This is a genomic window from Paenibacillus sp. KACC 21273 (genome assembly GCF_028736095.1).
GTDB lineage: Bacteria > Bacillota > Bacilli > Paenibacillales > Paenibacillaceae > Saccharibacillus > Saccharibacillus kyungheensis.
Genome location: NZ_CP117876.1, coordinates 611,970 through 637,257 on the forward strand (window position 1 = coordinate 611,970; position 25,288 = coordinate 637,257).

Below are 25,288 nucleotides of genomic sequence, written 5' to 3' on the forward strand. Positions count from 1 at the left end.
ATCCGGTATATCCGATAATAGAAAGTAGAGTAACTAGGCAAAGGGGGTTTATTTGTGAATCGTATGTTGAAGTATCAGATTCTTTTCAAACTTCAATTACAAGAAAAATTGCAGAAGATGCTAGAACCTAATGCGCAGATTCCAGAACAGGAATTGTATCGGCTAGCACATTCGATCAAAGGAACAGCAGGCACGATAGAGTTGCCAGAATGGTACTCCGAAGCTTTGCGTTTACTGACAACATTCAAAGAAGACGGTCAACGTGTATTTGACCATGAGCAGATGGTTATTATATTAGAACCATTATATGAGCTTATCCAGCAGTCAGATGTGGAGCCTGAAGTTAAAGAGACTGCACCGATCGAGAAGATACCCTTTACAATAACATCCCCTACAAATACGACTAAAGCTCGAACCGTCTTAATTATTGATGATGATATCGGGCTCCTTACTTTATTAAAAGATGAACTGGTCAGTCAAAATTTCACAGTGTTAGCAACGACAGAGCCTGAACAAGGTTTGGCGTTGTTTTATGATAAACGTCCTGATTGTGTTGTGTTGGATTTGGTATTGCCTGGTATGAACGGATTTGAGCTGTTAGCACAGATTCAAGATTTGTGTGAACGTCATTTTATTCCTGTTATGATCATCAGTGCTTCAGGCAATAAAGAAACCCGGATGCATGGTTATGCGATGGGAGCGGAAGACTTTATGATTAAGCCTTTCGATATGGACGAATTTTCTTTGCATGTGCGCCGTTTGACCAGCAAAAGAATCAAGCTGACAGAATTGCTGTTATTAGATAGTGTAACCGGGGCATACAGTATGCCTTTTCTAGAACGTGAATTAGAACGATATCAAGAACAAACGCGAGTACATGAGACAGAAGTATCGTTAATCGTAATCGATCTGCAAGGTCTGCGAAATTACAACAAAACGTATAATTTTGCGAAAGGCGATCAATTATTACGCCAAGTCTCGGATACGATTAAATTGTCTTTACGTGTAGAAGATATATGGGCACATGAACGTGCAGGGCGATTTTATTTGCTACAACCAGGTAGCTCTCCTGCTCAAAGTAGTGCTTTTATTGATCGTATTCTTTATTCGCCGCAAGTCGCGTCTTTGATTCCAGCAGGAATGATGCGTATTCGCTATGGCGTGGTACCTGTCTTTGCTACAACCGATCAATCGCAACTATTTGATCAGGTGAATCAGCAATTGTTGCATTTAAATACAGCGCTAGAACAAGGCAAATCGGTATCTTCTATACCGTTACAGACGCCATCCAGAATGAGTAGATCTGTAGACACTAAGCCTGTTGTTGCACATCCTGTTATACCTGAACCTACTATAAGTAATCCACCTGTACCGACGGTATCTGTTAACGAACCATTGCGACTAGCGATTGTGGATGATGATCCATTAATACGTAATATTTTGGAACGACAAATGTTCGATCTAGAACAAGAATATTTACTGGATATTCGTGTCTATACAGATGGCAAAGAATTTTTGAATGATCCGTGGCATGATGAATCTGCTCAATATTTATTGATTTTGGATCGAATGATGCCACGTATTAACGGAATGGAAGTTCTTTCCCGTCTACGTGGTGAAGAAGGTTCAAAATATACGGTACTGATGTTAACGGGAGTCGACGATGAACAAGGTATTACAGAAGCGATACGTGCTGGAGCAGATGATTATATGACCAAGCCATTTAGTATGATGGAATTGGAAGCTCGTGTACGACGCTTACTGAACAAAGTAGGGGTAGCGTTATGAGTATTGATAATATACTGGTAACGATCTGGTGGGCAACTGTCGGAGTGGTGTCATTGATTATCGTACTGTTACTGTATCTGATGTTTCGTAAATATCAACGCAATCGGCGGTTACAAGCGATAGACCGTTTAACCGAGCAACTTGCCAAAGCCGATTCTGCGCTGAATCAGTATATTGCAACAGGAGAACGTTCTCGTAAAATGCTGGCTAAAAATAGCTTGGAACAAAAAGCGATAGAAGAAATGTTAATTCATCGCTTATCACTAAGTCGCTCCAAAAATGAAACTCAGCGGATCAAAGAACTAAGTGAGTATTATTTTGCAGAATCATATGCTAATGATTTGCGTAGCTCGCGTTGGAGTACTCGTATCAATGCTTTACTTTATATTGAGCAATTTCAGATGATGAGTCTTCACTCGGAGCTTTTACAAGCGTTACAGCGCAAACATTGTACAGGTGATGAGCGCTTTTTGATTTTGCGGATTCTGGCTGTATTTCAAGCTCCTGAGATTATGGATGAACTGGAATCAGCAGCTATCCAATACTCAGACATTCAATTATTGCAGTTGGTGTTGTTAATCAAAGGAGAGCTGTTAGATCAATTGCTACAACAGTTCGATAAATACAGTCCCAAATTACGCTATATCATTATAGATAATCTGCGGATTAACAATATTCGTACGCAAGAAGTACTGCAATTGTTAGAGCAATGTATGTATTCTAATGATAAAGAAATGCGTATTCGCGCGATGAAAGCACTTGCTAATTTTGGTTATATGAGCCCTGAAGCGGCTAATCGGATGGAACAAGCATTAACTGAACAACAATCTGTATCATGGCAAGAACGATTGATGAGAGTGAAAGTAATTAATAGTACGCGTGATGAACGCTTTTTGCCGTATCTGGAGCAGTTGGTGAGTGATGATTCATACGAAGTTCGTCTGCAATCGGCGCAAGCTTTGCTTCGTTATCGTCAAGGTGTAGCGATATTGGAACAAATAGCGACCAATCATCCTGACCGATTTGCAAAAGAGATGGCACAAGAGATATTAGAAAGGAGAAATTATGAGCGGAATGTGGGCTGACCTCGGATTAGTTGTTTACCATATCATTGCTGTGATCACGATATTATACGTTGCTTTTTCAACCGGAGCGTATTTGTTAATGTATTTCGCGGCTGCCAAAGATTTGCGCAAAGACAAAGATGTGAGCGGACTTCAATATAGCAAAGCACTCGAAAACGAATTAGCTCCTTTATCAATTCTTGTTCCTGCTTACAATGAAGGTGGTAATATCGTATCCAGTGCTCGTTCACTGCTGAGTATCAATTACAAGCAATTTGAAGTTATCGTAATCAATGATGGTTCCAAAGATGATACTGCGCAACGGATGATTGATGAATTTGATATGTCGCCCATTTCCAATCGTGTTCCTTTTTCAGCATTAGGCAAGTCTACAGCACCGATTCGCAATATTTATCGCTCTTTACAGCATCCCAATCTAGTACTGGTGGATAAAGAAAACGGTGGGAAAGCGGATGCGCTTAATGCAGGCATTAACGTTTCACGTTATCCTTATTTTGCTTCCCTTGATGGAGATACTGTACTGGATACCGATGCTTTTATCAAAGTAATGAAGCCTATTATGGAAGCGAAGCCTGGTGAAGAGATTATAGCTACTGGCGGTAGTGTAGGGATTGCCAACGGAAGTATTGTCGATACAGGTTATCTGAGCAGTGAAAATGTACTGCTATCTCGTAATCCATATGTTGTGATGCAAGTTATCGAGTATTTGCGCGGTTTCTTGATGGGGCGGATCGGTCTGAGTAGCTTCAATATGTTGATCCTTGTATCCGGTGCATTTGGTGTATTTAAAAAAAGCTGGGTGATTGAAGTGGGCGGTTATGAGACAGAGACAATTGGTGAAGATATGGAGCTGATTGTTCGTTTACATCGTCTATTGCGGAAAAAGAAAAGCAAAGGTCGGATTATCTATATTCCAGAACCTGTCTGCTGGACAGAAGCACCGGAAAGTCGCAAAATTTTACGTCGGCAACGGATTCGCTGGCAACGTGGATTGTTCGAAAGTCTATGGCGGAACAAAGACATGCTGTTCAATCCGCGCTATGGACGCATCGGCTTCGCCGCTATGCCATTATTTATGTTCGTAGAGCTGTTTGGCCCTGTAGTTGAATTGATCGGCTTAATTATGATTGTATTAGGTCTGGTTCTCAAAGCAGGCGCAGGCTGGGAAATCAGTGCATCACTGACATTGATGATGATTTTGTATGGTTCGTTATTGTCGACAGGGGCAGTATTATTTGAAGAATGGCGATTCCATCATTATAATCGCATAGCAGATGTATTCCGGCTGGTGCTTCATGCGTTATCCGAATCATTCTGGTATCGTCCGATGCTAACCGTCTGGAGAGTGATCGGGCTGGCTCAAGCAATTCGTGGTAAAAAAGCCCAGTGGGGTGAGATGACACGTGTAAATGTCATCGGTGGCAGTTCAGATACGATCAAAATGCGACCAGAAAGCCCACTTATTCAACCTAAAAAATAAACGAATAGTCGTTATACCATAAAAAGCTACTTCACCTGCAAGATTGCAAAAGTGAAGTAGCTTTTTGTCATGAAATGATCTTAATGTATTGGACAAAAGAAAAAGAGTAGAGCGATTAGCGTTTTAACTTCCATTCTTGTTGAAGCATTCCGTACACTGCATGATCTACATAACCAATCGGTAACAATTCAGCTTCCCGAATAATACCTTCCAAAATAAAGCCCAGACGCTGAGGAACCGCGCGACTGCGATGATTACCGGTAGCACAGCGAATCTCAACCCGGTGCAGATTCAGTTCAATTAGTGCATAGTCGATTAATACACGAAGCGCAGAAGTAACCAACCCTTTGCCTTCATAATGAGAACCGAGCCAGTACCCTATACCGACTGAACGATGATTCCAATTGATCTCATGAAATCCGATAATACCAGCCAGTTGACCTTTGTACCAGATGCCAGCATTAAAAGCGCCATTTTCCATCGCCTGAGTCATCGAAGAACGTACATATTCTTCACTAGCCGCTACTGAATTGGTTGCGTCGACCCATGCTAACCATTGACGCAAAGAAGAACGGGATTGATCGATAAGCTGATAAATAGGACGAGCATGACTGGGTTCAAGTGGCCTTAATTCGATTTCTTCATCCAATTTATATGTAAACATCAAAGTATACCCTCTTTCTTAATCGAATATGAAATGAAGTGCACCGGATAAAATGTATAGATTAGAGTAGTTCATGAGTTAACGACGTGGACGAAGAGGAGGGTGTTTTTCCAAAGCATAGATATCTTCTTCCAGTCCAGCCATACGTTCATTTAACGTGGTACGACAATCAGCCAAAGCTTGATTATAAATAAGAGGTCCTGCCGATTGCAAAAAGAAATCAAGTACCGAATCAGCAGCCAAATCGCCTATACTTTCGCCACGCTCCATTTCAAAAAAATGCTGGATTTGCGCAATCATATGCTCACGCTGTTCTTTCGGTAGCGTCAATGGTTTCATGCGTCATTACTCCTTTGTACACGTTTATACTACATGCTACCGTATTCAACCTCTAGCGTCAAAGCCAATTAGCATCAAAAATACGATCGCTCGAACAGGACAAAGGTCTCTATCCAAATCGTCATATCCTTGTCTAACTTGCCAGAACAGTTATAATGGAAGTATTGGATTATTCCTGTAAAACAAACTGAACGATGAAAGGTTGATTGACGTGGAGCATACAAATACCCCGCCTAATTTTATAAAAACAGTAATTGCGGAAGACCTACAGTCCGGTAAAGTTAAAAAGGTCGTTACCCGTTTCCCACCAGAACCGAACGGTTATCTCCATATTGGTCATGCCAAAGCAATCTGGATTAACTTTGAACTGGCGAAAGAATTCGGTGGTAGTACGAACTTACGCTTTGATGATACGAATCCGGCAAAAGAAGATGTAGAATACGTAAAATCGATCGAAGAAGATGTAAAATGGTTAGGTTATGAATGGACAGGCAAATATTTTGCTTCCGATTACTTCGATACGATGTATGAAAAAGCAGAGCTGTTAATTCAAAAAGGACTTGCTTATGTGGATGATCAATCTGCTGATCAAATTCGTGAAATGCGTGGAACACTAACCGAGCCGGGTACTAACAGCCCATATCGTGAACGTACTATTGAAGAAAACTTAGATCTATTCCGCCGTATGCGTGCAGGTGAATTCGGTAATGGTGAACGTGTACTACGTGCCAAAATAGATATGGCTTCGCCTAATATCAATCTGCGTGATCCGGTAATCTACCGTATTGCTCATCTAGAGCATCACAATACAGGTGACAAATGGTGCATTTATCCAATGTATACTTTTGCTCATCCATTAGAAGATGCGATTGAACATGTAACACATTCACTGTGTTCGATTGAATTTGAAGACCAACGTCCATTCTATGATTGGGTGATTCGTGAGTGTGAAGTGGAAGCAGAACCTCATCAATACGAATTCGGTCGCTTGAATCTGGCACAGACGTTAACCAGTAAACGTAAGCTAAAACAATTGGTAGACGAGAATATTGTGGATGGTTGGGATGATCCACGTATGCCGACGATCTCAGGATTACGTCGTCGTGGATATACACCGGAAGGTATTCGTGCATTTGTCTATGAGACGGGTATTTCCAAAAGTCAGGGCGTTGTTGATCTACAAACACTAGATCATTTTGTACGTGAAGACTTAAAATTGCGTGTTCCTCGTACAATGGGTATTTTGCGTCCACTTAAAGTGGTGATTACAAACTATCCTGAAGGACAAGTTGAAATGTTAGATGCAGAAAATAACACAGAAAATGAAGAAATGGGTATTCGCCAAATTCCATTTTCACGTGAAATTTATATCGAGCAAGATGACTTTATGGAGAATCCACCGAATAAATATTTTCGTCTATTCCCGGGCAATGAAGTTCGCCTAAAACATGCTTACTTTATCAAATGTAACGATGTAATCAAAGATGAAGAAGGCAATGTAACAGAAATTCATTGTACGTATGATGTAGAAACGAAAAGCGGTAGCGGATTTACAGGACGTAAAGTCAAAGGAACGATTCACTGGGTTGAAGCAAGCCAAGCCGTTCCAGCGGAATTCCGTCTGTATGAGCCATTGATTACGGCTGAAGAAGCAGACGCAGAATTAACCGATGAGAACGAAGAAACTGCTGAAAAAACGTTTTTGGATTATTTGAATCCAAAATCGCTTGAAGTGGTACACGGATTTGTAGAACCTGGATTGAAAGATTCAAAAGGCTACGATCGTTACCAATTTTTCCGTCATGGTTATTTCAGTGCTGATCCGAAATATACAATGCCAGGTGATCCGGTATTTAACCTTGTTGTATCGATGAAGAGTTCATTCAAATTACCAAAAGCGTAAAATTATATCCCTTTTTATCAGCTAGAACATGAACAACTATGATCAAAAAACCGCCTGTTCTCTATACGTGAGAAGGGCGGTTTTTATTTGAGCTATTATCAGACTATATAACTCATTCAAGTCTACCGAATGTATTAATACTGCTCGTCCTCTTCTTCCATCCGATATTGTGTGCGCTTGACATTCAGCCACATCGACGCAAATCCTATCGCTCCAACAAAGGAAAGAGCAACACCGGCTAGATACATCTGTTCTGACCCGAAATTTTGAAATAACCATCCGCCTAGAAAACCTGCAATGACACCGGAGACTCCGCTCCATGTCATCGTATAGATCGCTTGTCCGGAACTGCGGAATGCTTTGGGGACAAACATCATGGTAAGCTGTGTACCGACATAGAAATAACCACCGAATGTAACCGCATGAAGCAATTGAATTGCGATAATTTCCCAGGGGCTGGTCGCTTCAGCCATCAAAAACCAGCGTAACGTGAACAGTAGACTGACAATCGCTAACCAACCGATCATAAAAGAAATATTACGTTTCAAATACCGATCAAATAACAAAAACAAAGCCGCTTCAAAAATAGAAGAAGCAAATACCGCCCAGCCGACCATCGATTTGGTTCCGCCCAGTTCAACAATATATAACGATACAAATGTACTGTTCATCGCATTGGGGATCGCAACCAGAATACCAAAGACAATAAAGCCGACAAAATATAAATTGCCGAGTAATTTCTTCATCGCATAGCGGTTCATCGTTGCTGATCCACCGGGTAATTTGGTCTGTGGTGGTAATAGCAAAATGATACCGATTGCAATAAGAAGCAACACTGTAAATACCGTACCGATTTGAGAGACTCCTAATCGATCGATAACAGGCCCTGCGGCAACAGCAGTTAACGCCCAACCTAGTGAACCGTATAGACGAAACCCACCGAACTTTTTGGGTGTACCATCAATATAACTAAGAATGAGTGTATTGCTTTGTGCCAACATCGGTGTCTGGAAAAAGAAAAATACCGTCATCACAATATAGATAATCGTATAATTGTGCACATGAAAAACAAGCTGAACCATTAGCAACGTACCCAGCATCATAATCAGCAACACAAATCGTACATTTTGTAGACGATCACTATAAAATCCCCAAAATGGATTAGCAAGTAACGAGATTAGCGGGCCAATCGCCATCAGAGCACCAATCTCACTCTGGCTCATCCCGATATCTTGCAGGTATAATTGAAAAAAGCTTGTGAAAATAACCAGTGTTCCATATATAAAAAAGGTAAACCATCGCAATGGTGTAAAAGTAGTGTTGTTTATATTCGGATGCAAAGCCAGCCAATCCTTTCATCAGACATTTCATTCACTGTAGCATGTGTTGAAAAGGGATACAAACCAATTTTGTTTATTTTTGGAGTAGAAAGGATAATTGATCATGCGATCCTCTTTGAATTATACAGGTATTATTTTAGCAGGCGGTCAATCTAGCCGTATGGGTCAGAATAAAGCGTTATTAACTATTGCTGATCATACCATTATTGAACGTGTAGCCAAAGCGTTACAGCCAGTAGTCTCTTCATTATGGGTTGCAGGTAATCATACGGCGGATTATTCATTTTTGAATATCCGTAGTGTACCTGACCATTTTCCCGGACAAGGGCCGCTTGCCGGTCTACATGCAGCGCTATCACAGATTAGAAGCGAGTGGTATGTAGTCAGTGCTTGTGATATACCTTTTGCCAGTACTGCATTGATGCAACACCTTATAGAACATACCGATATCAAAGGGATACAGGCGATTATTCCGATGCAAGCGGGGCGTATTCACCCATTATATGCTGTCTATCATCATAGTGTATTGCCATCACTACAACTAGCGTTAGAACATAACCAATTACGTGTACGAGATTGGTTAGATCAGCAACAGGTACATTACGTAGAGATCGAATCATTATACCAGACACAGAGCAAGTTACAGTCTTCTTTTCAAAGTATATCGGAGTATAGCTTATATAATATGAATGATCCACAGTCGTATGAGCAGGTTTTGCGTATTTTGAAGCAATATCCTTCTTTATTGTAGCCAGTCTGTGGCATAAGTCCTTTTGAAAGCGTGACAAACATGACTATTTTATGAACGTATGCGTAATTTACCCCTAATTCGTAGAAAATAGAGTACAATGAAGACATAACATAAAGTCAAGTGATGAACTACAACGTATACGTTTACTAACGATCAAACTTATATATTGCTTCAAACCTTTGATGTCGGAATTCAATTATTTAAATATGTGAATATTATCACAAGGAGTGATGTAAGATGACTATGTATACAGAACTGGAAACGCATCAATCTCGCCAAGAATGGTTGTACAGTCGTGTAATGACGTATCGTCTGCTTAGTGAAATGTTAGAGCGCAAACCCACATTGTCCAAGTTGATCGAATGGAAAAAAGAAGCTTCCAAAATCAACCGTCTATTTACCAATAACTATGCTTTGCTGAATACGCTAGAAAATACGATGTTAAACGATATTATGCAATATGCTCGTCAAGAATGTGCAGAATATAGCCAGTTGTTTGAGCAAGATCAACAGGTCAGTTATCCACCTCAAGCATCGTATTATGTGACAAATGAGCAAGGACGTACTGCTTATGAAGCTGTAGTTAATGCAGTATATGCACGTGCAGGAATTGCTTTCAAAAAAATGGATCACGAAACAGATGATCATATCGGTATTGAGTTAGAATTTATGGCATTATTAGCTGAACGTTCTGCGGAGACAGATATGCATTCATCTAACCGTAAAATGATCGCTCAAATGCAGATCGAATTTTTAGAACATTATTTAATTCCATGGGTTCCTTCATTCTGTGCTGAGCTTGGTAAAACGACATGCAGTCCATTGTATCGTGAATGGGCTCAGATGTTACCGACATATCTGCAAAATGATTTGCAAGAACTTCAAAAGATTGTTACTCGCTTAACGTAAAGAGTATTCCCTATTTCATGAAGAGTGTTATCTGAAATAGGGAATTTTTTTTATCTTATACAGAAATAAGTAATTTTTTTCCAATTAGATGTGTCAAATGAGTTGCTTTGGTCTAATGATTGATAAGGGAGGTTTACTGCCTTGAATAAATATCATTGCCTCAAACAATGTATTGTCGTAAAAGCAGTAGACAGAAAAGCGGAATTTCCATCGCTCGATTGGGCGCGTCAGTATGCGTTAAAAGAATTAGTGCCACAAGAAATTAATTTTGTGGTAAGCGATGGGGATACAGGTCATATTTATATGGATGTTCGATTTGGTTCGCACACCAAAATCCCCTGAGTGTATTATGACTCAGGGGTTATTTTTATGTGCTGAAGGATATGTTGTACGTCTTGTAGATCTACTTTGCCAGCGATCGGTTGAAGGGCACATGCACTTCCGCAAGCAGCGCCATATCGAAGCATCTCAGCCAGTTCTGCTCCGCGATAAGCGGCTGTTACCATACCTGCTGCCATCGCATCTCCACTACCAAGCGCACTCACAATATCAAGCTGTGGCACATGCAGTCGATAACGTGTAGAGCCTTGAGCGGCTATCGCGCCATGTTTGCCTAAAGAGATCGTAGCCATCTGCACCCCGTGATCCAACATAGCGGTTAATACATCGTCTAAGGTCTGGTCAGAATAGTGATCAGCCGTAGGAATGCCTGCCCATGCGCAAGCTTCATCTTCATTAGGCTTCACCAGATCAGGAGAAGCTTGTAAGCCGTAACGTAATGCTTCTCCACTTGCATCTAGTGCTGTTTGGGCACCCTGTGCTTTGGCGATCTGAATCAGTGTAGCATACAGATCAGCAGGGCAACCTTCAGGAATACTGCCGGAAAATAATACCCATGCTGACGTACGGGCTGCTTTTTCAATCTGCTGTTCCAAAAGGATCAAAGATTCAGGGGTGACATACGAAGAAGCTTGCTCGATCAATTCTGTCTGTGTACCTTGTTGTTGATCGAGTACAGTGATCGCGAGCCTTGTCTCGCCTTGGACTTCGATAAATTCACAGCGTACGCCTTCTTGGTGCAACAGAGATTGCATTTTCTGTCCATTGTAGCCCGCCACAAACCCTGTCGCTGTAACCGATTCACCAAGAGTATGAATCACACGTGCAGCATTGATCCCTTTTCCACCAGAAACAGTAATCCCCGGTAAGCGGTGCACCTGATCCATATGAAAAGCAGGAGCACGATAAATAATATCTAGTGCTGTATTTAACGTAACTGTTGTAATCAAATACGATTCACCTCTTACGCAATCAATTTAAGTCCTATCGCTGATGCAATAATCATCGCGATAAATAAAATCCGCAGTCCACTTTTGGCTTCGCCGTACATAAACATGCCGACTAATGTACCGCCGACTGTACCGATTCCTGTCCAGATCGCATAAGCTGTTCCCATCGGAATACCGTTCATAGCAATCGTTAGACAAGAGAAGCTACCTGCAAATGTCAAAATCATTAAAAGATAATTGAGCAAAGACTTATGACGAACAATACGATTCATCATAATTACACCAACCACTTCAAATCCACCAGCCACTACCAATGCGATCCAAGACATTATGCTTCACCTGCTTTCACTGTAGCAGAGTGAGCTTCTTCTTTGGCACCATTATCAGTGACTAATTTCAATCCAGCGACACCGATCATCAATACAAGAATCAAGATCACTTTGAGCCAGTGGAAAGGTTCACCGAAAATAATCATTTCAGCAGCGACTGTTCCAGCTGTACCAATTCCAGTAAAGACGGCATAGACTGTACCGACAGGTAAGCGAGTAGAGGCTTTGATAATAAGATAAAAGCTGATCGCTATACCTACAGCGGTAAGTAGCCATTCCAAGGGAGTTGCAGCGTGTTTTAGTCCGGATACCCAGACCACTTCGATACATCCTCCTATTAATACGTATAACCAATTGCGATTCATAATTATTCCAATCTCCTTTGTTGCTCGTTAAGCAATTTCAATTAAGTCGTTGTTGCCGTTAGCGTAATCCCGCGCCAGTAAATAGGGAAAATTACATTTAACCGTTGCACCGATCGAGAAGGTTCACTGTACAACATATCGATCATCACTCCATCGACTACAGTCATATATCCTTTGGCAGCTTCGGTTGTAGATACTACTAATTGCAGATGATGTTGATCTACGTGCACATCCAATAATCGCAACAGCCTTGCTTCCAAATCATCAATTAGCGCATACACTAGAGGGATAATTTCTTTTTCGGAAGCCGAATGTGGAAAAAAACACATCCGCATGACGAATTTGATCATCGCATCATCTGAATACTGTTGTTGCAAAAAGGCGATCAATTGATACAACCGATCTTGTAACGGGATATCAACATGATGAATCATATAACGAATAATTCGTCGCTTAAATTCACGAAAAGTCTGACGAAGTACATTCAAAAACAAATCTTCTTTGCTTTTAAAATGAGCATAGATCGAAGGTTTTTTGATCCCTGCTTCACTAGCGATATCAGCCAAAGAAGTGCCTTCATATCCATGTTGTGCAAACTGAGAAAGAGCTATCGTTAATAACTGTCGCTTTGTCGTCATACAGACACCTTCCTAACGGTCGTTAGGTAATATTATTATCTTTTAAATAATGTTTGTCAAGAAAGATGAATAAAGTGTAATTCCTAGCAAAGCAAGATATAGTTATAACGAAGTTATGCGACATACTGTGGTGAAGTTACGTACATACTTTGAAGAGAAAGACAGGAGTGGATGATATTGCGTAAAAGTGTGCTAGGGGTACTGATTATCATTATGTTATTTGGTCTGTATTATGTAGGGTTTGATCTACTAGGTCCAACAACAGGTACGATCATTAGTATATTTTCCACACTCAGTGTTATATCGATCGGATTTATTATTTTTATAGATAATCGTCAGCCAGCGGTCACAATGGCATGGATTTTACTGTTGGCTTTGTTGCCGGTCGTAGGTGTCTTTTTCTACTTCTGGTTTGGACAAAATGTATTCAAGCGGCATAAGTATGAAAAGAAAGCTAAGCGAGATCGGCAAGTGTATCAGATGATTGAAAATGCAGGGATGCAGACTGCACTTGATCTATCGTCGTTACGTGAAGATCATCAGCGCTTATTGCAATTGTCTCAACGATTAGCGGTTACACCTGTTTCACAAGCGACCGAGACGACTATTTTGACCAATGGTGGACAGACATTTACCGCCTTGTTAGAAGCTTTAGAAGAAGCTGAACATCATATTCATATGGAATATTATATTTATCGTGCAGATGATATTGGCACACGTATTCAGCAGATCCTTATTGAAAAAGCACAGGCTGGTATAGAAGTTCGCTTTATGGTGGACGCTGTAGGAAGTATGCAGTTACCGCGTTTGTTTCTACAAGAGATGAGAGAAGCAGGAGTACAAGTCGGTATATTTGGCGAAGCACGTATTTTATTATTATCCAGTCAGGTGAATTATCGGAATCACCGCAAAATCGTAGTGATCGATGGCAATATTGGATTTATCGGGGGGCTTAATGTAGGCGATGAATATCTAAGTCGCAGTCAGACGTATGGATTCTGGCGGGATACTCATATGCAGATCAGAGGCGAAGGTGTACGTACGTTGCAGATTATCTTTTTACAAGATTGGCTGCATGTGACAGGAGAGACTTGTCTGGATCAAGTATACTTTTCTCCGCGATTAATCGCTTCTCAACATGGAGCAGTCCAGATGATTGCGAGTGGGCCGGATAATGATCTACGTGTGCTCAAACATGTCTTTTTTTCCATGATTACCTCGGCGAAGCGATCGGTCTGGTTAGCGACTCCGTATTTTATACCGGATGAAAGTATACTGACAGCATTGCGGATGGCGGCATTATCTGGATTAGATGTACGTATACTTTTCCCAGGTAAGCCGGATAAACGACTTCCTTTTTATGCGTCTCATTCGTATTTTGTGACTTTGCTCGAAGCAGGTGTACGCATCTATGAATATGAAAAAGGATTTTTACATTCCAAATTGCTCATTGTAGACGGGGAGATTGCTACGATTGGAACAGCGAATATGGATATGCGTAGTTTTCATCTGAATTTTGAAGTGAATGCTTTACTTGTAGAAACGGAAAGTGTTCATCAGATGGTACGAGATTTTGAACGTGATCTGAATTCTGCCAGCTTAATTATTCAAGATCGATTTGCCCGTCGTAAAGTAGTGCAACGTCTAGTAGAATCGGCAGCCCGATTGATTTCTCCGATGTTGTAAAATAAATAAAGATAGATACTATCGAGTTATCGCATAAAAAAAGCTGACCTTAGAAATAAAGGTCAGCTTTTCGCTATTGTGGTAAGTACAACTATTCTTCCAGTGCTGTCTTGATAAGACCACTTACAGAAGGGCTGTATAATAATCCGATATGAGCCATGCCGAAGACACGAATATTGTTTGCTCCGTCTAGCATAGATAATTGGTTCGCTACGATCTGGTCATTGATTGTATAGATCGAAGTAACTTTGATTCCGTCAGGTGCTCTGTTAGTCGTTAAGCGGTTAGCACCACCGATAGTTACTAATTTGTCTACTTTTGAAAGACCACCGTTGTTCAAAATATAATACAGACTGTTAGCACCGCCCATACTATGAGCGACAATATTTACTTTTTGGCTACCTGTTTGAGCTAGAACTTCATCGACTTTGCGACTGATTGTAGCTGCATTAAGCAGTTGGTTACCGCTTTTACTAGGAAGTTCAATTGCATATAATTCGTTAGAAGCCCATCCTTGACGACTTAGGTAGCTTTCTATGTAGGTAAAGTTACTAGCTGTTCCCCCAAGACCATGAACAAAAATAACTGGTGTACGTGTTGTAGCCGCTTTTGCTTGCTGAGGTGCAAATACCCCTACACTACATGCAAATACTAGCAATACAGTTAGCATCAAACGAAAAGATGAACTCACTTTTTTCATAACCAATCTCCCTTTTGTGTTAGAATTGAATACATAAATTTACCAAAATATGAATTATTATATAACGAAAAAAAGGACTTGTAAACCCTTTTTGATATTTTTGACTTTAGGTATCGTAAAAAAGAACGATACTTCCTTAGCGATAAAGTTCGCCAACAGGAATGTATCGTTCTTTTATTTTATACATATTTTATTCTATATCAGATTGATAATAGAACCGATTAGAATGTTGTGAATCCTAGAATTAATTGCAGACGATAAGCGATATCTTTCAGCCATGTGCTATCTTCTTGATAGGCGCTTAACGGCAATGTATATTCTTCTCCTTTATTATTCCACAGCATCGTAAAGTATTTGTTAACACTGGTCATTAACTTATTATCGCCCGGTGCAGAGATCCAGAAATCATTTTCCAGATTATAATCTTTAAGATTACGCGGCGTAAAGTTAGAAGAACCACCGATAATCAGATCATTGCCTGATGCTTTATCGATATACATCATTTTGGTATGGTACTGCTCATCCGTTGTGTTATACCAGCGTACATCGATTTTGCCGCTTGAAGCATTTTTGAGTTCGGCAGCTACAGGACGATTCGGGATACCGATTTTATCCTGTCCAAATGCGTTCTGGTTCGGATCGAGAATCAGTTGGATTTTGACACCGCGTTTGGATGCTTCCATCAGTCTGCTGGTGACATCTTTATCCGCCAGGTAGAACATTCCCATCCAGAGTGTATCGCCTTGCTTCGTATCATCAATCGCTTCAAGTAAGCGATCAAACACTTTACCTTCAGTAATATAACGAAGCTGAATTTCTCCTTTAGGTTTTGTCGCATTACTTGCAGGTTCTTTATACGTAGGCAATTGCACTGAACTGCCAGATAGATCAATAACCGCTTGTTCGGATTTTAAAATATCACCGATAATCGGCCCTTGCACTTCAAAAGCAACATTGGAATGATAAGCACTTGCATCATGCACATTACCTGTTGAGACAAGTGCGCTATTTTCGGTAGCGACCACTTTACGGTGATTGGCTTTGACATTAATCAGTTTCAGATAAGAACGGAACGTGACATCAGGACCATCGGTAGCCATCATATTCGGAACCCAGCCTTTACCTGCTTGTCCGAACCATTGGAAAAAGGTACGCCAGATCGCCGAGTATACCGGAGTCGAATCGCGCAGTGGATCAACATCTGTCAGCACGACATCAATACCATTCTGTTTAAGCTTTTCCAGTAATCCATTGGGTCCAGAGTTATAATTGGTATTTACTTCATCTGTAATAAATACCACTTTGAGATCAGGCACTTCTTTTTTGCGTTCAATTAATTTATCCGCTAATCCTTCACTCAATTTAGGATACTTTTGCCCTTTATGTACGTAATCGTTAAATAAGAATATATCAATAATCACATATTGTTGAGCGGAATCGATCATTTTAAGTATTCTGTCATAAATTTGTCGTTTTTGTGTAAATCGATCTCCTGTTCCGGGTGCAGGATAGGTCAGATCATAATAAAAGTTAACATGATCGACAGTGTAAAGAGGACTCTCATACGATACCCCGGGAGGTAACGGTTTATTTGTCTGATAGATCATAACGGCGATAAGCCAGACTATCAGTAGTCCGAGGACATAACGAACCCAATGGGAACGTTGAAATCGACGGGATGATTTACGCTGTGCAGCATGAATCGGTGATTTATTATTTGAAAAAGAACTCATCTCTTTTGATCCCCTTCCGAAAGCGCAATTCATACACTTCCACCTATTCATTAACAACAAAACATTAATTTTGACGCAGGTTTAGTTGCAAACAGGGGTTCGGAAGTTTATATATTAATTATAGTAAAAGAATTTATACAACTTAATGTACTTATGAAATTCATTTTGACAAAGGGGACTGTGATGAAAGCCAATCATTCAAATCGAAAAGCAATTGTTATTGGAGCAGGCCCGGGTGGACTTGCAGCAGGAATGTTACTTGCTAGTCAGGGATATGAAGTGAATATGTACGAGAAACAATCTGTTGTTGGAGGGCGGTCTTCGCAATTGACGTTGGGGGAGTATCGTTTTGATCGTGGAGCAACATTTTTAATGATGCCTCATTTGATTGAAGAGTTATTCAGCGTAGCCAAACGTTCATTATATGATTACGTAGAAATGCAAGAATTAACACCGATGTACAGCTTGCATTTTGGTGATACGGTATTCCAACCTTCTCGTGATCGTGAAGATACGGCAGCGCAGATAGCCACACTTTTCCCCGGTGATGAAGCAGGGTATTATCGTTATCTGGAAGAAGAAGATGTGAAGCTGGAAAAAGTTATGCCACTACTGCGTAGACCTTTTTCCAATCTGACCGACTATATGCGTGCAGATGTTTTTCGTGCTTTACCGAAGCTTCATCTCAATGATACGGTATATGGACGGTTATCTAAATATTTCAAAGACGAGCGCTTAAAAATGTCTTTTGCTTTCCAAGCGAAATATTTAGGCATGTCGGCTTGGGATTGTCCGGGTACATTTACGATATTGTCGTATTTAGAACATCGTTACGGGCTATTTCATCCCAAAGGCGGAATTAACGCTATATTCGAAAGTATGGCTAAAGTAATCTCTGAGCATGGAGGTCACGTACATACAGGTATAGGCGTGAAGCAAGTAATTACCGAAGGACGTACAGCCAAGGGGGTTGTACTGGACAATGGGGAGACTGTATATGCAGATCATATCGTGATCAATGCTGATTTTTCGACAGCGATGAATCAGTTATTTGCACCAGGTGTATTGCAGAAATATGCTCCAGATAAGTTAGCAGCTAAAAAGTATTCTTGTTCTGCGGCTATGCTTTATCTAGGTGTGGACGGAGCTGTAGACTTACCACATCATTCAGTTCATTTCTCGGAAGATTATCATCGCAATGTGGATGAGATTATGAAGCAAAAAACATTGTCTGAAGATCCATCGATCTATGTTCATAACCCATCAGTACTTGATCCTACATTAGCTCCTGCTGGCAAATCAGCATTATATATTTTGATGCCAACACCGAACTTAACCGGTGAGACCGATTGGGAAGATAAGCGTGAACAGGTGAAAGAACAGATGTTATCTCGGGCAGAAATGATTCCACAATTAGCGGACTTGCGCGAACGGATCGAAGAGCTGAGCTTTTTCACACCGCTAGATTGGGAACAGCAGTTAGATGTATATCAAGGGGCTACGTTTAATCTGACCCATCATTTGGATCAGATGATGACATTCCGTCCGCATAATCGTTTTGAAGAATTAGACGGTGTATGGTTGGTCGGCGGAGGAACTCATCCGGGTAGTGGCTTACCGACTATTTTCGAATCTGCACGTATCAGTACCAGTATGATCTTCAAGCAAGATGGCATCGTTATCACAGATGATATTCATGCCGATCAAGTGATGACCGAGGTTACTCATTCATGAAGCGTCATGTAGCGATAGTAGGCAGTGGTATAGGTGGCTTAACAACGGCTTTGCTGCTTAGTAAGCAAGGTGTGAAAGTAACGATATTTGAAAAAAGTAGTACTGTAGGCGGTCGAATTGCTTTTGAATACGAAGGCGATGAACGGATCGATCAAGGGCCAACAATTGTACTGCTACCTGAAATGCTTCATGGTATTATGGAAGAAGCAGGTGTATCTCGTGATAAAATTCCATTGATTGAATGTGATCCACTTTATCGTGTTCATTATCCAGATGGCAAAGTACTCACCAAACACCGTAAGTCCGAGATTCAGGCAGAAGAAGTAGAGCGCGTTTTTCCAGGACAAGGAGCTAATTTCAGTCGCTTTATGCGCGAGATGAGTCCATTGTTTGCTAGAGGACAAGCTTCATTTCTAGAACGTGATTTTCCGAACTGGAAACATTTTTTCACACCGGACAATTTATCGTTAATGCTTAATCTGCGTGCTTACCGCAATCTAAGTAGCGCTGCTGGATTGTATTTCAAAAATAATCAATTACGTGAAGCTTATTCCTTACAAAGTCTGTATATTGGCGGTATTCCTGAAAAATCACCGGGACTGTATACGATGCTTCCTTATGCTGAACATGCTTTTGGCATATGGATGATCAAAGGTGGATACGGTAGATTACCTGAGATTTTGGCGCAAGAGTTGACAGAGCGTGGGATGGAGATTCAATTGAACCGCACTGTAGAAAAGCTAGAAATCCAGAATGGAGTCTGTCTGGGTGTTCAAGTTGATGGAGAACGACACCATTTCGATGCAGTACTGTATAATGGAGACTTCCCTAATATTTCAGCATTAATGGACAAAGAACTGACCAAACCCCGTCGTACACCGTACCAACCGTCTTCTGGTTGTGTATTGATCTATGCGGGAACCAATCGTAGATGGGATGATATGCTAACCCATCAATTCTTTTTACCACCAAGTCTCAATGATAGTCTTAGACAAGCGTTTAGTCAGCGACAGTTGCCAGAAGATCCGGCTTTTTATGTATTTAATCCGGTAGCTGTTGATCCAGATGCAGCGGCAGAAGGACAAAGTGTATTGTACTTTTTGATTCCGGTGACAGATGAAGCGGGAATAGATTGGGAACGAGATACACCTCGTCTTGTTGAGTATGTATTAGAAGCAGCAGAACGGCGTGGATTTCCAGAGCTTCGTTCTTCTATCAAATGGACCAAAGTACGTACACCCGCAGATGCACTGCGTAGCGGATTGTATGGAGGCGGAAGTTTTGGGATTGCTCCAGTCATTGGACAGTCCGGTGTATATCGTCCACAGCCCAAGCCTTTTCCACATATTCGAGGATTGTATGCAGCAGGCGCTTCGGTTCATCCGGGCGGCGGCGTACCGATTGTTATGCAAGGAGCAAGGATGGCTGCACATCAAATGTTAAAGGAGTTGGGAATTTGAAATCCATCCGAAAGGCTGATTTGCAAAATTGTGAGGAAATGATTCGTCATGGATCGTCATCGTTTTATTACGCATTTAGCTGGCTCCCAAGTCCGCAAAAAGAAGCTGTTCATGTGATTTATGCTTTTTGTCGAATGATTGATGATAGTGTAGATGAACCTGAACAATCGTTATACAGTATTCACGAACTGCAAGCTTTATTCAATAAGCTAGAGTCAGCAGAAGGACACTTTATTTGGCCTTCTTTGCGTTGGTTATTTAGTGAGTTTCCCGGATTATCCAAAGAACCGTTTCGTCGTCAAATGGATGGTCAAACGTATGACCTAACATTTACCCGCTATTCTACAATGCGTGAATTAGAGCATTATTGTTATCTGGTAGCAGGAACAGTAGGCGAGATGTTATTGCCTGTGCTCAAAGGTGAACATAGCGAAGAGATTCGTCATTCTGGTATCGCACTTGGCAAAGGAATGCAGATTGTCAATATTATGCGTGATATCGGGGAAGACGGCAGACGGGGTAGACGTTATATTCCGCTTGAATTGTTACAACGTCATCATTACACAGAAGAGGAACTTGAAGCAGGTGTGATCGATGATCGTTTTCGTGCTTTGATGGATGAATTGCGCTTTTTGGCAGAGCAATGGTTTGCAACCGGTCTTGGCGATCTGGCAGCTTATCCTCAGACCAGCGCATTTACTGTCGAGTTAGCAGCGACTTTTTATGCCGGTATTATGGATGTTATTGTGGAAAATAAATACGATGTATTCACTCAACGTGCGTATGTTACAGATGAACAAAAGCGTGATATGTTAATCGGGATTGCAATGAGACATGGATTTACGACAGAGATGCTCAAGCGATCAGTGGTTTCTTAATATGGGATGGTTGTTTTGGATCTGGTATGGTATCGGAGCTGTGTTGCTATTAACAGTAGACGTACCGAAAGTATTAGATTTTTCAAATGGACTTTTTCTCGTCTTTTATGCATTATATGCGCTCTATTTAATTCATAGGGCAGAACTTTACAAAGGGATGTCCGACCAGTCAGTCAGTAGTTCTACTACACCTCTGTGGTCACGCCTTATCCTATCTGGCGTGATCATCTGGTTCGGTGGTATGGCATTAGAGTGGATTGGAGTACATAGTGGTTGGCCATTTGGAGAATACGAGTATACATCGCTTCTAGGCGCTCTTATATATGGTGTACCTTGGACGCTAGGATTTGCATGGATTGGTGTTGTAGCAGGAGGCGTATTGTTAAGCAGTTCTGCCAAGCACGCATCTGCTCATACTTCCGCTCTATCGAATAAAGGTAGCTATCTATTAGTGCGTGCTTGCAAAGTAGGGGTCTGGATTATTGTACTGGATCTTGTTCTTGATCCAGTAGCACATGCACGTGGATTCTGGCACTGGGAACAAACAGGCGGATTTTACGGTGTACCATGGAGTAATTTTGTTGCATGGTTCGTTGTAGGTGGTGTGTTGTCGATGGTGTTACCGCGATTGATACTGACCGTACGAATTTTGCGTCATGCGACTTTTCTGTATCAAGGAATGTTGTTATTGTTCGGTTTGCTAGCTTGGCAAGCTGATATTGGCGGTTCAATGATCGTTGCATTGATCGGTATATTATTGGCAGAAGGGAATTATCGTTATGATACCCGCAGGTAAATCTTCTTCTTTTCAAATGGTATTTCGCAAGTATAACGAATGGTATCTGATTCGGCGTCAGTTCCATTCATTTACGATGACCGGTTCGTTTGATGCTTTGCCACCTCAGCAATCGGTTATTTATATTATGAATCATAGTTCATGGTGGGATGGATTACTTGTCTATCATGCGTGTAATCGTACATCAATCGGTGATCATTATATGATGATGGAAGAGCGACAATTGAAGCGATATGATTTTTTTCGCAAAGTAGGCGCATTTTCAATCCAAAAAGACAGTCCCGGTGATGTTCGCCAAACTATGCGTTATGCTGCTGGTTTGCTTGCACAGAGCAAGCGAATATGGTTGTTCCCACAAGGAGAACTTCGTCATTTGGAGACACGCCCATTGATTTTTCGTCCGGGGATTGGATTATTATTGCGCCAAGCGCCACCGGAGACTGCTGTGATTCCAGTGACGCTACATTATGGGCTGTATCAACAAGCACGTCTGCAAGCCTCTTTGCGAATTGGCGAACCGGTGATCCGTAACTGGACACAGATCGGTTCTAATGATTGTGCAGAAATGCTAGAGACGATCCTGACCGCTCAACTGGATCAACAGCGTCAACAATTACTATTGTCCAAAGATGGCTATTTATCTGAAGAAATTCACCTTATTCCACCTAAGCGCACCACAGACGAAAAGTTCGATCAATATCGCAAAATAAGAAAAAGGTGAAATCATGCTGTGGATACTACAGATCATCGCGTTCTGGCTTTTGCTTCAGCTTGTATTTACGATTTGGAATCTTTCTCGTATGCCTAGATTAGGCACATCGTTATCTAATAAAAGCAGTTATTATCAACCTTCTGCTTCTACAGATCGTTCACCAGCAGATATGTATCGTTCAACAAATCCTCATGCCAAGCCTTTGTTATCTATTATGGTACCAGCACGCAATGAAGAGATTAATATTCGTGAATGTGTGTTATCTATATTGAACTGTCGTACCGATTCGATAGAGATTGAAATATTAGTGATGAATGATCATTCAGAAGACCGTACAGTAGCTGAGATTGAGAAAGTAATGCAGCAAGATCAGCGGGTGCGGCTTTTTCATAGCGACCCTTTACCTGAAGGATGGATGGGCAAATCGTATGCTTGTCATCAATTAGTCCAACATGCTCAAGGGGAGTGGTGGTTATTTATTGATGCTGATGTGCGATTAGAAGTAGAAGGATTAGAAGCAGCAATGGTAACGGCTCGTTCTCAGGGAAAAGGTCTTATCAGTGGATTTCCACGTATGGAGACAGGGACATGGTTAGAACGAATAGTCGTACCCATGATGTCTTTTGTGATAGCTTACCATTTGCCTATTATGCTGGTTCGTCGTAGTCGTAGTCCGTTGTTTTTGGCAGTGACCGGGGCGTGGTTAATGATCCATCCGCATAGTTATGCTCGTTCAGGTGGGCATGAAGGCATTTACAATCAGATTGTAGAAGATATGGAATTGGCTCGTGCTGTTAAGCGGATCGGAGATCCTGTAACATTGGTAAATGTACAGCATTATACGTCTGCACGAATGTACCGTAATGCCGCCCAAGTATGGGAAGGGTATAAGAAAAATATTTTTGTTGGTGCAGGGCGTAGTGCCTGGTTAGCAGTCAGCATTTCTGTATATTATGGGCTGTTATTTATTTTGCCCGTACTTGCATTGATCTATAGTCTTGTGATTGTAGATACGATGCTCATAGGCTGGTCATTACTAAGTATATTGATCGGAATGATGACCAAAAGTATTATTGATGTTTATCATGGTAAGCCTTTCTGGATGGGAGTCTACATGCCTGTTAGTGCGGCTTGTCTGATCGGCATTATGCTTGATTCATGGCGTGCAGGAGCCAATGGAACAGGTTACAATTGGAAAGGAAGGAATTATGGATGAGTGATCGCAAAGCGCTGATTATCGGTGCAGGATTCGGCGGATTATCGTGCGCGATTGGTCTAGCTTCACGCGGATATGATGTGACAATCTTAGAGAAGCAATTGACGGTTGGTGGCAAATTACAGCATATTGAAAAAGCAGGTTATCAATTCGACCGTGGACCAAGCACGATTACAATGCCCCATGTATTCCGAAGTGTATTTGAACAAGCAGGACGACAGATCGAAGATTATGTAGAATTGTATGATCTGGAACCGCGTACACGTAATGTTTTTGCAGATGGTTCAGTGGTCGATCTTAGTCGTCATGCAGAAGCAACAGCGGCTCAGATTGCACTGTATAGCCCTGAAGATGCGCTTCAATATCCACGCTTTCTAGCGGAAGCGAAGCAGATGTATGTTGAAGCGAACGATCAATTTCTTAATACTTTATTATTGTCATGGCGTGATAAAATAAAGCCTTCAATGGGCAAAAGCTTACTTCGTGTACATCCATTAACTACATTGCAATCGTTATTGCGCAAATATTTCCGACATCCTAATACATTAATGTTATTCGGACGGTACGCAACTTATGTTGGTGCTTCACCTTATCAAGCACCAGCTATTTTTGCGATGCTTAGTCATGTAGAAGCAGAACTTGGTGTATATGGAGTGCGCGGTGGTACATATCAGTTAATACGTGGACTAGAAAAGCTAGCGCTTGAACTGGGTGTGACGATACGGACAGGTATAGAAGTCTCACGCGTTTTGGTACAATCAGGCAAAGCGATTGGAGTCGAAAGTAGTATAGGAGATTATCTGGCACCGATCGTGATTATCAATGGCGATGTGTTAAGTATGAGTCAAATGCTATTAGATGAAAGTGAACGTCCTTCACTGACCAATAAGCAAATTGATCGCTATGAACCTTCGTTATCCGGTTTTGTCACACTGGCAGGAGTACCTCGTCAGTATGATCAATTGCTTCATCATACCGTGTTTTTTCCAGAGCAATACGAGCCTGAATTTCAAGCGATTTTCGGGCAAAAGCGTCCGCCTGCTTTACCAACATTATATATCTGTTATTCTGGTTATTCGGAAGCAACTATGGCTCCACCACAAAGTAGTAATTTGTTTATTTTAGCGAATGCTCCCTATTTGTCAGATCAATGGGATTGGGAACTACAACGTCAAGCATACGGGCATAAAATAGCTTCATTATTGGAACAGTATGGACTGGAAGATATCTCGCAGGGCCCTGTTTGGGAACATTATACACCTGCTGATATTCAGCAAGACACGTATGCACATCAAGGATCGATTTATGGTATTTCGTCCAATTCAGTCAAGCAGACTTTTTTCCGTCCGGGTAATCGCAGTCGTGATGTACAAGGATTGTGGTATGTGGGCGGAACGACTCATCCTGGCGGAGGAACACCGATTGTCACATTATCAGGTCAACTGGTTGCCAAACATATTGCAAATCAACATTGGAATTGAAAGGAGGACGCA

General features: G+C 41.3%; 24 protein-coding genes. 15 read left to right on the plus strand and 9 right to left on the minus strand.

Annotated features, from left to right (window positions below; translation table 11 throughout):
• Positions 1-63 precede the first annotated feature (63 nt).
• The 3 genes from PQ460_RS02750 to PQ460_RS02760 are packed head-to-tail and all read left to right on the plus strand — an operon-like array spanning position 64 to position 4,353.
• Complete coding sequence (locus tag PQ460_RS02750) at positions 64-1,788, plus strand: response regulator (protein ID WP_274172864.1); 1,725 nt, start codon at positions 64-66, stop codon at positions 1,786-1,788.
• The gene (locus PQ460_RS02755; protein ID WP_274171721.1) at positions 1,785-2,873 is read left to right on the plus strand and encodes a HEAT repeat domain-containing protein; all 1,089 of its coding nucleotides are present in this window, start codon (positions 1,785-1,787) and stop codon (positions 2,871-2,873) included. Before PQ460_RS02750 ends, PQ460_RS02755 begins: the two co-directional genes overlap by 4 nt.
• A complete protein-coding gene (locus PQ460_RS02760; RefSeq protein WP_273613817.1) occupies positions 2,854-4,353 on the plus strand; it encodes a glycosyltransferase family 2 protein in 1,500 nt (499 codons plus the stop codon). Before PQ460_RS02755 ends, PQ460_RS02760 begins: the two co-directional genes overlap by 20 nt.
• 115 nt (positions 4,354-4,468) lie before the next feature.
• Here PQ460_RS02760 and PQ460_RS02765 read toward each other — a convergent pair whose 3' ends face one another.
• Together PQ460_RS02765 and PQ460_RS02770 are read right to left on the minus strand one after the other, a co-directional pair.
• Positions 4,469-5,017: a GNAT family N-acetyltransferase gene (locus tag PQ460_RS02765; RefSeq protein WP_273613816.1), complete on the minus strand. Its 549-nt coding sequence runs from the start codon at positions 5,015-5,017 to the stop codon at positions 4,469-4,471.
• Positions 5,018-5,095: 78 nt separating this feature from the next.
• The gene (locus tag PQ460_RS02770) at positions 5,096-5,356 is read right to left on the minus strand and encodes a DUF2164 domain-containing protein (protein WP_274171722.1); all 261 of its coding nucleotides are present in this window, start codon (positions 5,354-5,356) and stop codon (positions 5,096-5,098) included.
• 211 nt (positions 5,357-5,567) lie between these two features.
• On the opposite strand from PQ460_RS02770, the gene PQ460_RS02775 reads away from it, so the two are divergent.
• The gene (locus PQ460_RS02775; RefSeq protein ID WP_273613814.1) at positions 5,568-7,259 is read left to right on the plus strand and encodes a glutamine--tRNA ligase/YqeY domain fusion protein; all 1,692 of its coding nucleotides are present in this window, start codon (positions 5,568-5,570) and stop codon (positions 7,257-7,259) included.
• A 134-nt stretch (positions 7,260-7,393) separates the two neighbouring features.
• On the opposite strand, the gene PQ460_RS02780 is transcribed toward PQ460_RS02775, so the two are convergent.
• On the minus strand, positions 7,394-8,599 hold the full coding sequence (locus PQ460_RS02780) for an MFS transporter (protein ID WP_274171723.1): 1,206 nt from the start codon (positions 8,597-8,599) through the stop codon (positions 7,394-7,396).
• 103 nt (positions 8,600-8,702) lie between these two features.
• Between PQ460_RS02780 and mobA the strand changes: the two genes are divergently transcribed.
• The 3 genes from mobA (at position 8,703) to PQ460_RS02795 (ending at position 10,601) form a co-directional block, all read left to right on the plus strand.
• Complete coding sequence (gene mobA, locus PQ460_RS02785; RefSeq protein ID WP_274171724.1) at positions 8,703-9,350, plus strand: molybdenum cofactor guanylyltransferase; 648 nt, start codon at positions 8,703-8,705, stop codon at positions 9,348-9,350.
• A 237-nt stretch (positions 9,351-9,587) separates the two neighbouring features.
• The gene (locus tag PQ460_RS02790) at positions 9,588-10,259 is read left to right on the plus strand and encodes a TorD/DmsD family molecular chaperone (protein ID WP_273613811.1); all 672 of its coding nucleotides are present in this window, start codon (positions 9,588-9,590) and stop codon (positions 10,257-10,259) included.
• Positions 10,260-10,400: 141 nt separating this feature from the next.
• Positions 10,401-10,601: a hypothetical protein gene (locus PQ460_RS02795; protein ID WP_273613810.1), complete on the plus strand. Its 201-nt coding sequence runs from the start codon at positions 10,401-10,403 to the stop codon at positions 10,599-10,601.
• Positions 10,602-10,606: 5 nt separating this feature from the next.
• On the opposite strand, the gene PQ460_RS02800 is transcribed toward PQ460_RS02795, so the two are convergent.
• The 4 genes from PQ460_RS02800 to PQ460_RS02815 are packed head-to-tail and all read right to left on the minus strand — an operon-like array spanning position 10,607 to position 12,880.
• Positions 10,607-11,548 carry a 1-phosphofructokinase family hexose kinase gene (locus tag PQ460_RS02800; RefSeq protein WP_274171725.1) on the minus strand — a complete coding sequence of 314 codons (942 nt, stop codon included), beginning with the start codon at positions 11,546-11,548 and terminating at the stop codon, positions 10,607-10,609.
• Between the two features lie 14 nt (positions 11,549-11,562).
• On the minus strand, positions 11,563-11,877 hold the full coding sequence (locus tag PQ460_RS02805; protein ID WP_274171726.1) for a DMT family transporter: 315 nt from the start codon (positions 11,875-11,877) through the stop codon (positions 11,563-11,565).
• Entirely contained in the window at positions 11,877-12,242 is a 366-nt protein-coding gene (locus tag PQ460_RS02810; RefSeq protein ID WP_274171727.1) for a DMT family transporter, read from the minus strand. The genes PQ460_RS02805 and PQ460_RS02810 overlap by 1 nt, the downstream gene beginning before the upstream one ends.
• Positions 12,243-12,283: 41 nt before the next feature.
• On the minus strand, positions 12,284-12,880 hold the full coding sequence (locus tag PQ460_RS02815; RefSeq protein ID WP_274171728.1) for a TetR/AcrR family transcriptional regulator: 597 nt from the start codon (positions 12,878-12,880) through the stop codon (positions 12,284-12,286).
• A gap of 177 nt (positions 12,881-13,057) precedes the next feature.
• Between PQ460_RS02815 and cls the strand changes: the two genes are divergently transcribed.
• Entirely contained in the window at positions 13,058-14,566 is a 1,509-nt protein-coding gene (gene cls / locus PQ460_RS02820; RefSeq protein WP_274171729.1) for a cardiolipin synthase, read from the plus strand.
• A 91-nt stretch (positions 14,567-14,657) separates the two neighbouring features.
• Here cls and PQ460_RS02825 read toward each other — a convergent pair whose 3' ends face one another.
• Both PQ460_RS02825 and PQ460_RS02830 read right to left on the minus strand, forming a co-directional pair.
• The gene (locus PQ460_RS02825) at positions 14,658-15,266 is read right to left on the minus strand and encodes an esterase/lipase family protein (RefSeq protein ID WP_273613804.1); all 609 of its coding nucleotides are present in this window, start codon (positions 15,264-15,266) and stop codon (positions 14,658-14,660) included.
• 221 nt (positions 15,267-15,487) lie between these two features.
• Positions 15,488-16,999 (minus strand): phospholipase D family protein, encoded by a 1,512-nt coding sequence (locus PQ460_RS02830; protein WP_274171730.1) that lies wholly within the window; start codon positions 16,997-16,999, stop codon positions 15,488-15,490.
• Between the two features lie 183 nt (positions 17,000-17,182).
• Between PQ460_RS02830 and PQ460_RS02835 the strand changes: the two genes are divergently transcribed.
• The 7 genes from PQ460_RS02835 to PQ460_RS02865 are packed head-to-tail and all read left to right on the plus strand — an operon-like array spanning position 17,183 to position 25,276.
• Complete coding sequence (locus PQ460_RS02835) at positions 17,183-18,733, plus strand: phytoene desaturase family protein (protein WP_273613802.1); 1,551 nt, start codon at positions 17,183-17,185, stop codon at positions 18,731-18,733.
• Positions 18,730-20,193, plus strand: coding sequence for a phytoene desaturase family protein (locus PQ460_RS02840; RefSeq protein ID WP_274171731.1), 1,464 nt, complete (start codon positions 18,730-18,732; stop codon positions 20,191-20,193). Before PQ460_RS02835 ends, PQ460_RS02840 begins: the two co-directional genes overlap by 4 nt.
• A complete protein-coding gene (locus tag PQ460_RS02845) occupies positions 20,190-21,071 on the plus strand; it encodes a phytoene/squalene synthase family protein (RefSeq protein ID WP_273613800.1) in 882 nt (293 codons plus the stop codon). Before PQ460_RS02840 ends, PQ460_RS02845 begins: the two co-directional genes overlap by 4 nt.
• 1 nt (position 21,072) lies before the next feature.
• A complete protein-coding gene (locus PQ460_RS02850) occupies positions 21,073-21,867 on the plus strand; it encodes a carotenoid biosynthesis protein (protein WP_274171732.1) in 795 nt (264 codons plus the stop codon).
• A complete protein-coding gene (locus PQ460_RS02855) occupies positions 21,851-22,588 on the plus strand; it encodes a lysophospholipid acyltransferase family protein (protein WP_274171733.1) in 738 nt (245 codons plus the stop codon). The genes PQ460_RS02850 and PQ460_RS02855 overlap by 17 nt, the downstream gene beginning before the upstream one ends.
• A 4-nt stretch (positions 22,589-22,592) precedes the next feature.
• The gene (locus PQ460_RS02860; protein ID WP_274171734.1) at positions 22,593-23,795 is read left to right on the plus strand and encodes a glycosyltransferase family 2 protein; all 1,203 of its coding nucleotides are present in this window, start codon (positions 22,593-22,595) and stop codon (positions 23,793-23,795) included.
• Positions 23,792-25,276 carry a phytoene desaturase family protein gene (locus PQ460_RS02865; protein WP_274171735.1) on the plus strand — a complete coding sequence of 495 codons (1,485 nt, stop codon included), beginning with the start codon at positions 23,792-23,794 and terminating at the stop codon, positions 25,274-25,276. The genes PQ460_RS02860 and PQ460_RS02865 overlap by 4 nt, the downstream gene beginning before the upstream one ends.
• Positions 25,277-25,288 lie beyond the last annotated feature (12 nt).

What these genes read in the sequence shown, in the direction of transcription:
- PQ460_RS02750 (WP_274172864.1), top strand. Translation starts at nt 64, where the DNA reads ATGTTGAAGTATCAGATTCTTTTCAAACTTCAATTACAAGAAAAATTG.
- PQ460_RS02755 (WP_274171721.1), top strand. Translation starts at nt 1,785, where the DNA reads ATGAGTATTGATAATATACTGGTAACGATCTGGTGGGCAACTGTCGGA.
- PQ460_RS02760 (WP_273613817.1), top strand. Translation starts at nt 2,854, where the DNA reads ATGAGCGGAATGTGGGCTGACCTCGGATTAGTTGTTTACCATATCATT.
- PQ460_RS02765 (WP_273613816.1), bottom strand. Translation starts at nt 5,017, where the DNA reads ATGTTTACATATAAATTGGATGAAGAAATCGAATTAAGGCCACTTGAA.
- PQ460_RS02770 (WP_274171722.1), bottom strand. Translation starts at nt 5,356, where the DNA reads ATGAAACCATTGACGCTACCGAAAGAACAGCGTGAGCATATGATTGCG.
- mobA (WP_274171724.1), top strand. Translation starts at nt 8,703, where the DNA reads ATGCGATCCTCTTTGAATTATACAGGTATTATTTTAGCAGGCGGTCAA.
- PQ460_RS02790 (WP_273613811.1), top strand. Translation starts at nt 9,588, where the DNA reads ATGACTATGTATACAGAACTGGAAACGCATCAATCTCGCCAAGAATGG.
- PQ460_RS02805 (WP_274171726.1), bottom strand. Translation starts at nt 11,877, where the DNA reads ATGTCTTGGATCGCATTGGTAGTGGCTGGTGGATTTGAAGTGGTTGGT.
- PQ460_RS02810 (WP_274171727.1), bottom strand. Translation starts at nt 12,242, where the DNA reads ATGAATCGCAATTGGTTATACGTATTAATAGGAGGATGTATCGAAGTG.
- PQ460_RS02815 (WP_274171728.1), bottom strand. Translation starts at nt 12,880, where the DNA reads ATGACGACAAAGCGACAGTTATTAACGATAGCTCTTTCTCAGTTTGCA.
- PQ460_RS02825 (WP_273613804.1), bottom strand. Translation starts at nt 15,266, where the DNA reads ATGAAAAAAGTGAGTTCATCTTTTCGTTTGATGCTAACTGTATTGCTA.
- PQ460_RS02830 (WP_274171730.1), bottom strand. Translation starts at nt 16,999, where the DNA reads ATGAGTTCTTTTTCAAATAATAAATCACCGATTCATGCTGCACAGCGT.
- PQ460_RS02835 (WP_273613802.1), top strand. Translation starts at nt 17,183, where the DNA reads ATGAAAGCCAATCATTCAAATCGAAAAGCAATTGTTATTGGAGCAGGC.
- PQ460_RS02840 (WP_274171731.1), top strand. Translation starts at nt 18,730, where the DNA reads ATGAAGCGTCATGTAGCGATAGTAGGCAGTGGTATAGGTGGCTTAACA.
- PQ460_RS02850 (WP_274171732.1), top strand. Translation starts at nt 21,073, where the DNA reads ATGGGATGGTTGTTTTGGATCTGGTATGGTATCGGAGCTGTGTTGCTA.
- PQ460_RS02855 (WP_274171733.1), top strand. Translation starts at nt 21,851, where the DNA reads ATGATACCCGCAGGTAAATCTTCTTCTTTTCAAATGGTATTTCGCAAG.
- PQ460_RS02860 (WP_274171734.1), top strand. Translation starts at nt 22,593, where the DNA reads ATGCTGTGGATACTACAGATCATCGCGTTCTGGCTTTTGCTTCAGCTT.
- PQ460_RS02865 (WP_274171735.1), top strand. Translation starts at nt 23,792, where the DNA reads ATGAGTGATCGCAAAGCGCTGATTATCGGTGCAGGATTCGGCGGATTA.